The 14,283-nt window shown below is 69.5% G+C and carries 8 protein-coding genes; 4 read left to right on the top strand and 4 right to left on the bottom strand.

All coding sequences use genetic code 11. The annotated features are described in order from the left end of the window. Nucleotides 1-136 precede the first annotated feature (136 nt). Together ABT085_RS33435 and ABT085_RS33440 are read right to left on the bottom strand one after the other, a co-directional pair. A complete protein-coding gene (locus ABT085_RS33435) occupies nt 137-811 on the bottom strand; it encodes an LAETG motif-containing sortase-dependent surface protein (RefSeq protein WP_351616522.1) in 675 nt (224 codons plus the stop codon). Between the two features lie 301 nt (nt 812-1,112). After that, nucleotides 1,113-5,165 carry a S8 family serine peptidase gene (locus tag ABT085_RS33440; protein WP_351616527.1) on the bottom strand — a complete coding sequence of 1,351 codons (4,053 nt, stop codon included), beginning with the start codon at nt 5,163-5,165 and terminating at the stop codon, nt 1,113-1,115. A 1,253-nt stretch (nt 5,166-6,418) separates the two neighbouring features. Here ABT085_RS33440 and ABT085_RS33445 point away from each other — a divergent pair. The 3 genes from ABT085_RS33445 (at nt 6,419) to ABT085_RS33455 (ending at nt 8,351) form a co-directional block, all read left to right on the top strand. Continuing rightward, nucleotides 6,419-6,871 carry a MarR family transcriptional regulator gene (locus tag ABT085_RS33445; RefSeq protein ID WP_351616530.1) on the top strand — a complete coding sequence of 151 codons (453 nt, stop codon included), beginning with the start codon at nt 6,419-6,421 and terminating at the stop codon, nt 6,869-6,871. After that, nucleotides 6,871-7,182: a replication initiation protein, RepL2 gene (locus tag ABT085_RS33450; RefSeq protein WP_351616538.1), complete on the top strand. Its 312-nt coding sequence runs from the start codon at nt 6,871-6,873 to the stop codon at nt 7,180-7,182. The genes ABT085_RS33445 and ABT085_RS33450 overlap by 1 nt, the downstream gene beginning before the upstream one ends. Before the next feature lie 287 nt (nt 7,183-7,469). Next, nucleotides 7,470-8,351, top strand: a complete 882-nt coding sequence (locus tag ABT085_RS33455) for a helix-turn-helix domain-containing protein (protein WP_351616541.1) — start codon at nt 7,470-7,472, stop codon at nt 8,349-8,351. A 22-nt stretch (nt 8,352-8,373) separates the two neighbouring features. On the opposite strand, the gene ABT085_RS33460 is transcribed toward ABT085_RS33455, so the two are convergent. Next, the gene (locus tag ABT085_RS33460; RefSeq protein ID WP_351616544.1) at nt 8,374-10,302 is read right to left on the bottom strand and encodes a maleylacetate reductase and hydroxyquinol 1,2-dioxygenase domain-containing protein; all 1,929 of its coding nucleotides are present in this window, start codon (nt 10,300-10,302) and stop codon (nt 8,374-8,376) included. Between the two features lie 377 nt (nt 10,303-10,679). After that, entirely contained in the window at nt 10,680-11,567 is an 888-nt protein-coding gene (locus ABT085_RS33465) for a ricin-type beta-trefoil lectin domain protein (protein WP_351616547.1), read from the bottom strand. A gap of 1,921 nt (nt 11,568-13,488) precedes the next feature. On the opposite strand from ABT085_RS33465, the gene ABT085_RS33470 reads away from it, so the two are divergent. After that, nucleotides 13,489-13,974, top strand: a complete 486-nt coding sequence (locus ABT085_RS33470; RefSeq protein ID WP_351616550.1) for a peroxiredoxin family protein — start codon at nt 13,489-13,491, stop codon at nt 13,972-13,974. Nucleotides 13,975-14,283 lie beyond the last annotated feature (309 nt).

Here is a 14,283-nt window from a genome sequence, read left to right on the forward strand (position 1 = left end):
CTTCCCCCTTACCCCCCCCCCCCCGGCCGGGGGGCCTCGCCGTCGTGGTCCCGGTGGGGTTGGCCCCTTATCAACCTTGGGGGGGGTGGTCCCGGGGGGGCCCCCCCCCCCCCCCCGGCTGCGGGGCCGCAGATGATCAGTGGGCGGAGTTCGTCCCGCGTCGGCGGGCGCCGAGGTACAGGGCGCCGCCGCCGACCACGACCAGGGCCGCCGCGGCGCCGGCGATCACGCCGGTGTTGGAGTCGGCGCCGGTCTCGGCCAGGTGCGAGCCACCGCCCGGGGACGGTGCGCTGCTCGGCATCGCCGTGGGGGCGGCGCTCGTGCTCTGGGAGGGCGACGGGGTGGGGGAGGGGGTCGGGGTGCCCTCGGGCGTGGAGGGCGGCGGAGTGGGTGTGGGCTTGTCCGGGGTCTTGCAGGCCGTGGACGGGGCGGTCAGGTTGTCCTTGATGTCCTCGTCGACCGCGCCGTTGTCGGTCTTGACGTGGATGCGGTACGTCGCGTTCGGCTTCCAGTCCTCGGTGAAGGTCACCTTGGTGCCCTCGGCGGAGCCCCGGACGGACTGTTCGCCGACCTGCTTGACGTCGGTGCCGTTGTCCTGGAGGTAGACGGTGACCGTGGCCGGGGTGGCCGAGGGGTCCTTGTCGGTGACGACGATGACCCCCTTGAAGTCGTCGCACGTGGCTACGGCGGAGAACTCGCTGATGTTGCACGCGAGGGCGTTGCTGGCCAGGCCGAGAGTCAGCGCGGCGGAAGCGGAGGCGACACCCACGATGCGTGCGGAGCGACGCGCGCTGCGGCGAGATATGGACACGTTTGTCCTTTACGTTTTTGCACAAGTGCCGGGAGATTAGGGGTGCCTGGGACGTAGAAGACGGAGTGAGAACCGATCGCCCCAGATGACTCACAGATCTATAAGCGCCGTATAAGCATGTCAATGCATATGTAAATGAGGGCATTTGACTCTGCCTGGACAGGCAGCGACGCGGCCGGTCCGACCGGGGACTATCGTGGACGAGCAGGGGCCCGACCCGGCTGTCGGCCGGGTCGGGCCCCTGCTCGGCGGTCTGGAGAGACACGACCTCCGTGTCTCGTCGCCCGGTCCGCGCCGCGCTCTAGTGCCGCAGGTCCAGACGGTGCACCCCGCCGTTCACGGTCCCGATGTACAACGTCCTGCCGTCCGGATCGGCGGCGAGGCTGGTGACGTCGGTGCACTCCAGCCCACCCGAGATGTTGTCCCAGGTGGCTCCGCCGTCCGTGCTGCGCAGCACGCCCCGGCCGTTCTTCAGCAGCCCGCTGGAGGAGTAGCGGCCGGAGGCGGCGTACAGCGTCCGTCCCACCCGCTGGAGATCCATGACACGGGTGGGAAGCCCGCCGGTGTCGGCGGTACGGAAGGTGCGGCCCGCGTCGGTGCTGAGCCTGATGCCGTTGCCGCCGACGAGCAGGCGGCTGCCGTCGAGTTCGATCGCCGAGACCAGGCCGTCGGCCACCTTGGTGACCGTGGCGCCGCCGTCGTCGGAGCGGAACAGTCCGTCGGAACCGCCCAGCCACAGACGGCCGGACCTCGTCGGGTCGGCTGCCAGGGCGCTGTAGCCGCGGCTCTGGTAGAGCACGCGCCACGACGCGCCACCGTCGTCGGTGGTGTAGAGGCCGGACTTGTCGGACCGGGAGAAGGAGACATACACCCGGTCGGCGTCCGCGGGGTCGGCCAGCAGGGACATCGGGGTGCCGGAGTAGGTCCCCCGCTCCTGCCAGGTGCGGCCGCCGTCGTCGCTCCGCTCGACGTGGAACTCGCCTGTGACGGAGGAATTGACCACCTTCCAGGCGGCCTTGGAATCCTTCCCGCCTGCGGTCACCTGCGTGACGACGTTGTCGTAGGCGCCCGATGCGTCGGAAGGACCCCACTCGGGGGACGACACCGGCAACTCGGTGTGGAAGATGCCCATCTTGGTCGCGGCCAGCAGATTGCCTCCGCTCACCGCCAGGGCGTTGACGGACGCTCCCTGGACCCCGATGCGGTGGGAGCCGCTACCGTCCGCCGTACTGCGGTAGAGGCCGTCGCCCTCGGACGAGACGGTGACGGAACCGTCGGGCCAGCGGTCGTAGTCGTCCAGCACGGTCTTGCGTGTGGGGAGCGGGAAGTCCGTCCAGGTCCTGCCGTGGTCGTGGCTGATGTAGGCGGCGTTGTCACTGCCCGCGCTGATGAGAAGGTCACCGTGATCGGCGTTGACGCTATTGCCCGTGTAAGGAAGTTTCAGGGTCAGGTTCCATGTGGCTCCCCGGTCGGAGGAGACCACCACTCCCTGGTCGGCGACGTACGCGGCGACGGTGCCCGCGTCGGCGACGACGTTCCATATCAGCGTGCCCTCATAGAGCTTGCGCAGGGGACCGAGGAGGCCCGAGGTCATACCGGAGCGGACCCACACAGCGCCGGCGGTGGACACGTACAGGTCGTCACCGTCAACCGCGGCGGACGACACGAGGCCGTCGATGTCGGTGGACGACTCCTGCCACGAGGCGCCGCCGTCCGTGCTGACCTGCCAGCCGTGTTCGGACACCGCGACCAGTGTCCGCGTCGTGGCATCCGCCACGAACGCCTGGAGCAGGCCGGTGGTGGTGTCCAGCAGTCGCCAGCTCAGTCCTTGGTCGTCCGTCCGCAGGATCCACGTCCGGTTCAGGATCGAGTCGTCGACGGCGTACCACCAGCGGTTCGGGTCGTGGGCGTCGACGATCACCTTGCCGTGGCCGTCGACGGAGGCGATCGGCAGCCGGCCCCGCTCTCTCCAGGTCCTGCCGTTGTCGGCGGTGAACCACACGGCGGCCTTGCCGACCTGCACCAGCACCGCCTGACCGGGCCGGCCGGGGATCTGGGTCAGCGTCCCCGACTCGCTGCTGGGGCCCACGGGCCGCCAGCGTCCGACGCCCGACACGGGCGCGGTGACCTCGAACAAGTCGGACCCGACCAGGACCTGTCCGCCGGCCGTCGTCGCCCGCGTGTCGACGTGATAGACACCCGCGTCGGACACGTGCAGCGCGCGGCTGTACCAGTGGTCGTGGTCGAAGGCCGCGGTGTAGGTGTGAGACGTCCCGCGCGGTGAGATGACCGTCACCGTCGGCGGCGCCTTCAGGTCCGTCGGGCTGTCGACGTACACGACGGTGTGCCCGTCGCTCGGATCGGGGGAGGCCTGAGTGTCCAGATGAAGGACCGGCAGGAGGTACGGCACGGAGACCTGGGGGCCGCGCTCCGGCTTCACCACGACGGCTCCGTCCAGTTCGGTGTCCGCGGAGGGCCGGGCCGTCGTCAGCGTCACCGTGACCTTGCTTGTCCCGTGCGCCGGGAGGGCGACACGGGCCGGGCTGACCCGCGCGGACCCGGTGGCGGTGAGCGACGCCCTGAGGCTGCGGTCCGCGGTGTTGGTGAGTGTCACCGTCCTGGTGGCACTCACCGTGGTCTTCGACAGGTCCGCCAGGCCGAAGGAGAGGGTCGCGGGCGAGGTGGTCAGCTCACTGCGAGCGGCGGCCGCGACGTCAAGGCGGCCCGAGCCCTGCGTCGTCACCGGCAGGTCGTCCAGATGACGGGCGGTTCCGACGAGTTCGGACTCGATCTGTTCGGGGGACTGCCGAGGGTGGAGCTGCCGCAGGAGCGCGGCCGCGCCCGCCACGTGCGGTGCCGCCATCGACGTACCGGACATCCTGTACTGGCCCGGCTTCCACAGCGCGGTGGGGACGGTGGACCGGATCTCCACGCCCGGTGCCACGATGTCGGGCTTCAGGCCGAAGCGGGGCGTGGGACCACGTGAGGAGAACGAGGCGATCTGGTCGGTGGCGTCCGTGCCGTGCAGCGTCAGCCTCAACGGCCCCGTGGCCAACCACTGTCGCAGGGTGACGTACTGGAACTCGTCCGTGCCGAGCGTCACCAGCGAGTCCATCCGCAGGGAGTCACCCGACTCCAATGCCGAGGCAGCGCTGGGCGAGACGGGTGCCACGCCCGGCTCGGACGGGACGGCCTGCGGAGCGGCGTCGCCTCCACCGGGGCCGCCGATCAGCGCGATCGCGCCACGCTTCTCCGCCTCCCGGCTCAGCAAAAGCTGATTAGCCGTCAATTCTGCTGTAGTGGAGGGAACATGGACTGAGACGAGAGCCATCTTGCCGTGTACGTCGCCCGCGCGCTGCCAGTCGTCCGGGCCACCCGCGCCGAGGTCCACCACGTCGGCGGTGACCGGCTTCTTCGGGGGATTGGCCGAAAGGGCGCCGCGATAGGACTGGAGCAACTGTGGCTTGGTGCCGCTGGTGTAGAGGCTCGGCATCGACAGATCGGTGGTCGACGCGCCGACGCCGATGACCCCGTCCGCACTGGCCGGGCTGTTGACCGTCCAGCCGTTCGGACCGTCGTTGCCCGCCGCGGCCACGACGACGACGCCTGCACGGACGGCGGCAGCCGCCGCCTGGCCCAGCGGGTCCGTCCCGTCGCCCGCCGCCCCGAGGCTCATGTTGATCACGTCGGCGCGGTGCGGGTTGGCGGGATCGGTAGCGGCCTCGATTCCGGCGATGATGTCGGAGGTGAACCCCGAGCCGCTGTCGTCGACGACCTTGTAGGCGGTCAGGGTGGCGCCGGGCGCGACACCGGTGATGCCGCCCGGCTCGGCGGCGCGTGCCGCGGCGATGCCTGCGACGTGGGTGCCGTGGCCGTTGTCGTCCATGGGGTCGTCGTCGTTGTTGACGAAGTCGTGGCCCGCGACGACCTTGTGACCAGGTCCGAAGCCGCCGCCAAGGTCGGGGTGCGTGTAGTCGATGCCGGAGTCGATCACGGCGATGGTGACGCCGGTGCCGTCCGCCGCGCCGCTCGATGTCTTCTGCTTCCACGCCTCGGGTGCGCCGACGAGCGGGACACTGTCGCCGCTCTGCGTGTGCACCACCGTGTCCGGCACGACCGAGGCGACCCCGGGCAGGTCGGACAGACGCTGCACCTCACTCGCCGGAACGCTCATGACGACGGCGTCCGTGAGGAGTTCGAGGTGCCGGACGATGTGGGGATGCACGCCGGCGTCCGTGGCCGTCCGCAGGAACTGCTTCTGCTCGACGCCGATCTCTTGGCGCCGTTCGCCGATCGCGGCCGTGTCGGAAGTGGTGAGCCGGCCACGGGAGGCCGCCGCCGAAGCAGCCGCCAACTGCACGATGACCCGTTGTTCGGGATCGTGCGAGGACGCTGAGGCCCCGGTGGGCACAGCGCTGAGGAGTCCGCCCGCGACGGTGAAGGCAACACCGAGGCCGAGTGAACTTCTGAGGGAAGATCGCATAGGTGCAGGTGATACGTGACGTCGGTCTGTCCCGGCAATCGTCCGACGGCCCCTGAGGCAGGTCTCGGCACGTAGGGGCGGAGTTGGCGCCAGGAGGTCCAGAAAGACCAGGCGGCTCTTGCCTGGTGAGGGCGCGTCATGTACGGCAGACCTCGCCCGAGGTCGCGGACGGTCTGCCCGACAGCGGGCAGGACCCTGCCGGACGCGGGTCGCGTCGGAGGCGTTGTGCTCGCGCCTCCGCGATGCGCAGAACTCTCCTGCTGGTGCAGCCCCGTCGGCAGGAACCGGTTAGAGCGCCCCACCCCGGTGTCACGTACGGCCCGTCCCGGGAACCGGCGTAGCACTGGGCGTCCGACGGTGGTGGCGGCGCGTGGTACCAGGGGCCTTCGCCGGCCCCTGGACCCCGCTGCCCCACCACTTTCCGGCGCGCATCCGCACCTCGTGGCGGACACCGTGCGCGCCGGAAAGCGGCGGGCCCGTGCTCGGGTGCGGGCTGTCCGTGACTCCCGTACCTGAGGACCGGTCGAGGAGCAGGCGCGGCACCGGCGCGGTCCTCCGGGACGGGGTGAACGTGGTTGGTGCGGGGGAGGCCGAGCGGTCGAAGCGAGGGAAAAGCGGTGATCGGTGAACGGTCACGTGCTCGGCACCACTGAATGAACCCGCACTCGGGCACCTCCTGTATGAGGTAAGAGAGTGCGCCCTCCATAGGTCACCTGACCTGCGCATACGTCGAAGACAGGCGGGTCGCAGGAACCGTGAGGCAGTTCTGCCCGCCGTAGACCACGATCGGCAGACATGAGTGCCCGGTTCTCAGGATCGTACTGGCGGTTCTCTCAGCCGTACACCACGTTTTCAGGGACTGGCACACGGTTCCAGAGGACTGCCACCACGTCCACAGGAACTGGGCACCACGATCCTGAGAACGTGGCAGGTTGACGTCACGTACATGAGTCGGTGCGGGAAGGAACGTTGCGCCAGCGGCCTGCCGATGGCCTCCGCGGCATCCGACACGGCCGACAGGCGGGGTTGATTGACTTCCTGCTCATGTACGTTAGGTTCATCTGACCGGCTCCACAGCCGTCCCGCATGCACCAACCAGCAACCCCCCTTGCACGGAGGGCCCCTTGGGAGCAGTACGCAGACTGGTCGACGCCGACACCGGCGAGCCGGTCCCCTATGCGCCGTACGCCTTCTCGGGCAGGCACACGCAGGTCGACAAGGCGCGCGTCGAGGCCATCACGGAATCGAAGGCGTTCACACCAAGTCAGAAGTTCCTCGTGCTGTGGTGGATCGGAGTCTCGCCCGAAGGGATGGAGCCGCTCCGGGCCACCGGAGCGGACATCGGCAAGCGGGTAGGGATGTCTACCGACGCAGTCGGAAAAATCAACAGGAAGCTGGCCAAACACCGCATCCTCATCGTCCGCGGGCGGATCGGCAACTACAACTTCTACCGAATCAGCCCCTACATCGCGTTCCATGGGACGGGCGTCGAGCAGCGTGAAGCGGTGAGGACCTGCAACCCGCCGCAGATCCCCGGATTCGACGAGACCGCACCTGCACGGTGGGAGGCCCAGTGATGAGCAACGCGGACAAGCGCGAGAACCTCCGACTGCTGGAGAAGACAGCCGGCATGAGCGCCAATCAGCGCCTCGTCGTGATGCTGTACGCACTCCACCCGACCGACCGGTCCGGCGCCGTGCTCGAGACCGCCGCCAACCTGGCCAAGCTGGTCGGCATGGCGGCGCCCGTCTTCAGCCGGACCCGCAAGCAGGTCATCGAGGCCGGCTGGCTGGAGGAGACCGAGAGGATCGGTCACATCAAGTACTACCGCCTCGAACCCAAGCGTCTGGGTCAGAGCGTCGTCGTCCCGCTCCGCCGCGCGACATGACGTCCTGAGGAGCGGACCTCATTGACGTTACGTACATGAGGTCCGCTCCGCAGGACGCCTTCCTTCGCCTCCGGGCGATCGGAGCGGTCCGTGCCGTGCGGAACCGTCCTGTCCAGCCGCATCCTCCTTCGGCTCGGCGGCCCGGGCGGACGGTCCGCGGTGTTGAGGGATGTGTACGGATCGGCGATCGGAGCGCTGTGAGGTAGCCTGAATGTTTCTGGATCGATGGATCCAGTTATGGCGCCCATCACACCTGGATGGCGCGCGTGTCCTGAGGAGGTAGCGCCGTGCCGGAGCTGGGACTCGCCGACACCCTCGGCATCCTGCGACAGCCCGAGATACGAACCCGGTCCAGCAGCGCCGGGCTCGGCCTGACGGATCTCTACGTGTCGTCCCAGCGGGAGAACCCCTTCCAGGCGGACTTCGCCCCCGCCCCGACCCACCTGATCGTCCTCCATCTCAACGGATCCGTCACCGTACGACGTGGTCAGGGCGATGCGACCCGGTCACGGACGATCACGCCGGGCGGCCTGTTCCTTCAGCCTGCCGGCAGAGAGCTGAGCGTGGAACTGGGCGGCGGCCTCGACACCGTGCACGCCTACCTCACGGACCAGGTGCTGCGCGAGGCCAACGAGGGGCGACCGGTCGAGCCGGCCGAAGAGCTCGGTGTCACCGATCCGCTCGCCGAGCAGCTCATACGCGAACTGGACTCCGTCGTCCACCACTGGGAGCCGTCGGCCCGCACCTACGCGGACCAGCTGACCGGCATGCTCGCCGCGCAGGTCGTCCGCCGTCACGTCTCCCGTCCGGCCGCTCCGGCGCCCTCGCACTCCGGGCTCTCCGACCGCCAGCTGTCAGCCGTACGCGACCTCATGCACGAGCGGATCGCCGAACCCCTGCCCGTATCCGACCTCGCCTCCGCGGCCTCGCTCAGCCCCAGCCAGTTCACCCGCCGGTTCCGCGCGAGCACGGGCCACTCACCGCACCAGTACCTGCTGGGACTGAGGCTGGAGCGCGCCGCCAGGATGCTGCGCACCGGGTCCGCGCCCATCGGGCAGGTGGCGCTCGAATGCGGGTTCTCCCACCAGGAGCACCTGACCCGAGTGATGCGCACCCGTCTCGGAACCACTCCGGCCGCCATGCGCCGCGAGGGGCGGCGGAGGCGGTAGGACCGCCTCCACCGCACCCGGGTCAGTCGACCATGCGGGCGATGTGGAAGGTGTGCTCCAGCCGGCGCCATTCCCCGTCGACTTCGCGGCCGTCGGGCGCGGGTCCGCTCTGCGGGGCGAAGTGGACGATGAGCGGGTCCTTGACGCCGAACACCGTGTCACTGTCGAGATGGGAGCCGTCCGCCACGAACAATTGCGTGATCAGCCGCCGATGGCCGGGTGCGCTGATCATGAAGTGGACGTGCGGGGCGCGGTAGTGATGGCGGCCGACCGCGTCGAGCATCTGCCCCACCGGACCGTCGCCCGGGATGGGGTAGTGGGAGGGGAGGATCGACCAGAAGGTGATCCGGCCCTCGGAGTCGGTGCGCAGCCGGCCCCGCAGCACGGGCCCTTCCTGGTCGGGGAGCTGGACGTCGTAGAAGCCGTCCTCGTCGGCCTGCCACACGTCGACGACCGCGTCCTTGAGCGGCTCGCCCGACGTGTCGGCGATGGTCACGTCCACCCACAGCGGAGTTCCGGGAAGGCCGTCCGAGATGTCGCTTCCGTGCTCTGCCTCCGGCGGGCCCTCCACGTAGAAGGGGCCCAGCACGGCGGAGGGCGTGGTCTCGGGAGTGCGGGAGTTGGTCAGCAGGTCCACGGCGCTGGAGATGCCCAGCACGTCCGAGAGCAGCACGAACTCCTGCCGGGTCGGACTGCTCAGCTGCCCGGTCCGGGTGAGGTGGTCGATCGCGTAGGCCCACTCCGCCTCGGTGACGTCCTCTTCCGCCACGAAGGCGTGCAGGTGCCGCACGAGGCCGGAGAGCAGGTCGCGCAGACGGGCGTCGGGTGACTGCGCGAAGCTTGCCACGACCTGCTCGGTGAGCTGGGCCAGCACGGTGGCCGTGGTGGCCGGGCCCGCGGGCCGCCGCCCGTTCCAGGCGTCGGTGAGCAGTTGCTCGACGCCCTCGACGGTGAGCTCGCGCGGATTCGGGTACGGCGTCGCGACAGCCGCCCCGGCCGCCTCGGCAAGGCCGGACTCGGGCATGCTCAGCTCGCGCAGCGAGGTCGGCCCGCCCAGCGAGGCGACGAGGTCGTACAGACCGCTCGCGGCGTCGGGCACGCCGAGCGCCTCGGCGATGCGGCGCAGCACGTCCGGGGCGGCGGGCGCGTTGTACGCCAGCACGTGCGGCAGGATCACGGTGTGCGTCTCGGCGTGCGGCAGGTCGAAGCTGCCGCCCAGGGTGTGACACAGCTTGTGGTGCAGCGCCATGCCGACGGTGGCCAGGCAGGTGCCGGCGAGCCACGCCCCCTGCAGCAGATCGGCTCGGGCCTCGTGGTCGGCCAGGTCCGCGGCCAGGCGCGGCAGCGCCCGGGCGATCCGTGAGATCGCGTCGAGGGCGTGGCGGTCGGTGGCCGGATCGGCATCGGGGGAGTACAGCGCCTCCACCGCGTGGGCCATGGCGTTCACGCCGCTGGTGACCGACGTGGCCAGGGGCAGCGAGAGCGTGAGGTCGACGTCGTAGACGACGGTCTCCGGCAGGATCGCGGGCGAGGCCTGGGTGGTCTTGCGGCCGTCGCGGGTCTCGCCGAGGACGGGGGTGACCTCGGAGCCGGCGTAGGTGGTCGGCACGACGACCTGGGGGAGGTCGGTGCGCAGGGCCAGCGCCTTCGACAGGCCCGTCGTGGAGCCGCCGCCGACCGACACCAGACAGTCGGCGTCCGCCTCGCGCAGGACGGTGAGCGCCCTTTCCGTCACCTCGACCGGCGTGTGCATGGCGGCGCCGTCGAACTCCGCGACCACCAGGTCACCGAGCGCGTCCCGCACGCGCAGGGCCGCGTCCTCGAGCCCGGGGCCGGACACCAGCAGGACCCGCTTGCCGCCGAGCCGCCGCACCTCCTTGGCGAGCCGGTCGACGGTTCCGGACCCGAAGACCACTCGTGCCGGGTGGGATGTGTGAACGAACGTCCGCATGGTGGGCGGCCTCCGCGCTTCGGTCGGGATGTGTGGGGATGGCCTTCCAGCTTGCGGCTCGGGTGCCGGTGAATTCCTGCACGATCGACGCGTATCTCTGCAGGAACCGCGCATCGTCATCGGGTCTCTCTCGACGACCCGGCATCCGTGAGGTCGAGGTGTCTCCGGGCCTACCGCGCCCTCGGACGGACTCACGGTGATGCCTGTGCCCTGCCTGCCTCCCGTCGGCGCCCTTCCGGCGCGCCAGGTCCGCCCAGCGCCGAGCACACGGCCAGCCGCAGCATGTGCCTCCGCGGCCGGCTGCCGAATTTCCTCAGCGTGTGCGGGATCCGGGCTCCGAAGCGGTCAGCGGGGCCTTGGGGGAACGGCCTGATGCTTCACGCTGCGGACCACTTCTGGTTGTCCGTCCCGGCGCATGACCACAACTGGAGAGGGGTGCCGTTCGCGGTCCCGTTGTCCCGGACATCGGTGCACTTGTCCGCCAGCCCGTTGACCAGGTCGTTGCTGGAGTTGAGTGTGAACTTCTGCTCGGAACGGCCGTTGCAGGACGCCAGTTCCAGGCTTGTCCCGTCTTCGGTCGAGCCGCCCGCGAGCTGAACGCACATGCCGAGCGCGCGCAGCGAGCCGTCGGCAGCGAACACCCAATGCTGTGAGGGTGTGTTCCGCGAGCAGGCCGAGATCATGAGTCGCGCCCCCCGAGCGGCTTTGCCGCCCACGACGTCGATGCAGCGTCCCGAAGAGTGGCTGACCAACTGCACGCCGGAGGAGGGTGTTTGCGCATGCGCCTTCGATCCCGCGGTACTCGACGCGGTTGCGGTGGCGGTCGGATCTCCGACGGCTTTGCCGTCGGGTGAGTTCTTCGTCGCTTTCACGGCCGGACCGTGATTGTCCGCCCCGTCGGCGGAGGCGTCGCTGGTGAGGGTTGGCAGAGCGTCGAGTCCGTCGATGCCCACACGGTCGTGTCCGGAGGAACTCACGTTGCCGGAAGACCCGTTGGCGCGGTCGTCGTGATGGGCGCCGGTCAGCGTCAGGGTGACGATGACGCTGACCGCCGCCAGGAGCCCTACCACACCGACGACCCCGACGGCGCCACGCGATCCTGTCAGCCGGGCGCCTCCGCCCGAACGGGTTCCGTCCGATTGCGTCCCCTTCGGCATCCCGTCGAAGGTGCGGGCCGCCTCCTCGTGCATGCTGAAGCCGGTGCCGCCGCTGCTGATTGTGGTGCCCTCCGGCTGGTCGAACGAGCGCGCAGAGGAACGGCTCACGCCTCCTCGCGACCCCAGCGAAGAGTATTGGGCCAGCCTGGGGACGACGGCACCCGTGCGGCGGGTGTGGTCGACGGCCTTGTCCGTCCCGGCTTCGGGAGCAGCGGCATTGCTGTCGGCCGGGGCGTTCGCGGTATCGCGCTTGACGAGTTCGGCACTCCCCGGGACCCGCACCGGGAGGTCACTTGTCGGCCTGGGCAGACGTGGTCGCTTCATGCTTTCCTTTCCAGCAGGCTGAGCGCTCCCTCACACGAAGTACCGGCGGTGAAGGGGCTTGGGTTCATGCAAGGGGCGTGTGATCTGCGACTCACGTGTGTCGGCCGGTTGCCTGATGCCGTTCTCGTTCGGCGAACCGTCGAGGAGCAGATGGACGGCCGTGACGTTGGCCTGATGGCCGGAAGCTGGGGAAACCGAGGTGGGATGCTACCCGGTCCGTGGCCGCACATCCGGTCGAGCAGCGGCTGGAGGGTGGGCGCCGCGGATGGCCGGGCAGGTTGGGGTACTGGGTCGCTTCAGTCGCTGGTGCCGGGGGTGGTCAAGGATGAATCGGTCATCCGGTGGTGACTCGGAGTCTGCTCGAGTTGATCGATTGCCTCGGATGCAGGGATGCGGAGAGGTGAATGTGACGCGGCGGTGACTGCAAGTCGGTGACACTCCACGGCCATGGGGAGTGGACGGGGCAGTTGTTTCGCCACCGGGCGAACGCCTGGTCAGAGGGTCTTTCATGGTCGTCGGAGCGACCGAAGCGACTCAAGGTTCGGATATGTGCAGACATCGCAGGTGGTACGTGCGGACGTACGTGCTGCCCAAGTCAGGGATCAGGGTCGCTTCAGTCGCTGGGCTGTCCCGCGGGCCGGCGATGCGAGGGCTGGTGTTTCGGCGATCGCCCTGCCGAGGTCCGGTACCGGGGCCGCCGCCCGATGGATGTCCGTGAGCGCCCTGGATGGCGAAATTGCCCCTTTGGGCAGCATGATCGGAAGTGGCTTGCCGGGCTTTGACGGCGGCTGCCATGCTCATCGGGCCAGTTCCCTCCAGCGGGTCTGACGCGCTCCCATTTTGCGTCTCGACAGCGGCGGGATGCAGGTGGCCGTCTTTGCCTCCCACAGGTGGTCGCCTGCAGGCTTTGCGCGTGTTCCGTCGCTGCGCAGGTGACGTGCATGCGTTCCCGGGGGACCGGCCCGGTGGCTCGACAAAGGCCGGTCCCGAGCTCGGGGGCCTCTGCCGACATCATCGGTAGCAGGCAGGGGCAGGTGATGGGCCGACCGTCAGCCAGATGGTGTCGCGCTGCCTCGTGCGCCGGTACGACAGGATCTTGCAGGTCGCCGCCTTGGCAAGGCCCCGGTCGTATCTGATCGCTCATCCGGTCAATGGCGTGCCCGACGAGCCGTGTTGAGATGCCGAACCGTCCTTCCCTCGGCTTTCATCGCGGTCAGTGGTGGGCTCTGTCTCATGCGCCCTCCCCGTGATGAGGCAGAGCCCGCCTCGACTCCGTTCCGGCACGGCCGGGTATTGCGCATCGAGAGCTCGGGCGAGCCATGCGGGTCGAGGTCCACGGGGGCGCCGCTGCTCCTCTCCTCGCGGTCGACGGCGGGTGTCGCGCCCCGGAGTGGTCCGGGACGCCCCACGAAGGCCCGTCACCTGTTCCTGCGGCTCCCCGTCGCACCGCCGTGGCGACACGGTGACGCAGACGGTGGCCGGGGCCGCGGGCTTGGGCTGAGCTGTGTGACCGACCAGTGCGGCGGGCTCCCTCATCGGGCCCGCCGCGCCGTCGTTCAAGGGCCCGCCCGCCGTGTGATCCCGGTAACAAGGAGAGGCTACGGCTGGCTTTTGAATGAGAAAGAACGTTCTATACATCCATTGATTTCGTCGACGGGCCCGCGGATCGCGCCGGGCCTCCATCCCCCCTCCGAGAGGAACCCTCATGTCCGTGCCCGAGATAGGTACCCCCGCACCCGACTTCACGCTCCGTGGCGTCCTGCTGGGCGACGGCGGCGCTGTCGAGCGCCGTGACTTCTCCCTGTCGGCGCACCGTGGGGCCCCGGTGGTGCTCGCCTTCTACCCGGGTGACGACTCGCTCGTGTGCACCAAGCAGCTCTGCTCGTACGCCTCCGAACTGGACCGGTTCCGCGATCTCGGGACGACGGTCTGGGGGATCAACTTCGGAGACCTGGACAGCCACGAGCAGTTCGCCCGCAAGCGCGACCTGCGCTTCCCGCTGCTCTCCGACATCGACCGCAAGGTCGTCGAGGCCTACGGCATCCAGATGCCCGGCCTGGGCCTGAAGCGCTCGGTGTTCCTCATCGACGCAGACGGAGTCGTGCGCTGGAAGCACGTCGCCCGCCTGGGCCTCACCTTCCAGGACACCGACACGATCACCAAGGAGATCGCCGCCCTCACCCGACGCTGAACCGAAACGATCGCTCGCTGGCCGGTAGAGCACACTGCTCCGACCTCGAACGGTGAGTGTGTTCGCGCGATGCGGGAGATTTCGGGCCCTTGGAAAGGACGCTCGGTGAGCGGTTCTGGAACGTCGCGCCGCATGCGGGTGATCGTCCTCGCGGAGGACAGGCTGACCGCGCAGGGCGTGGAGGCGCATGTGGCGGGTGATGAACGTGTGCAGGTGCTCGGGCCGGGAGACGAAGAGTCTCCGGACGTGCTCCTGCTCATCACGGCCGAGCTGGCGGAGAACACCTTCGCGGTCCTGCAGCGCTACTGC

Origin of the sequence: Streptomyces sp. NPDC002265, from assembly GCF_040296125.1 — a bacterium.
Taxonomy (GTDB): Bacteria; Actinomycetota; Actinomycetes; order Streptomycetales; family Streptomycetaceae; genus Streptomyces.

What these genes read in the sequence shown, in the direction of transcription:
- ABT085_RS33450 (WP_351616538.1), top strand. Translation starts at nt 6,871, where the DNA reads ATGAGCAACGCGGACAAGCGCGAGAACCTCCGACTGCTGGAGAAGACA.
- ABT085_RS33460 (WP_351616544.1), bottom strand. Translation starts at nt 10,302, where the DNA reads ATGCGGACGTTCGTTCACACATCCCACCCGGCACGAGTGGTCTTCGGG.
- ABT085_RS33470 (WP_351616550.1), top strand. Translation starts at nt 13,489, where the DNA reads ATGTCCGTGCCCGAGATAGGTACCCCCGCACCCGACTTCACGCTCCGT.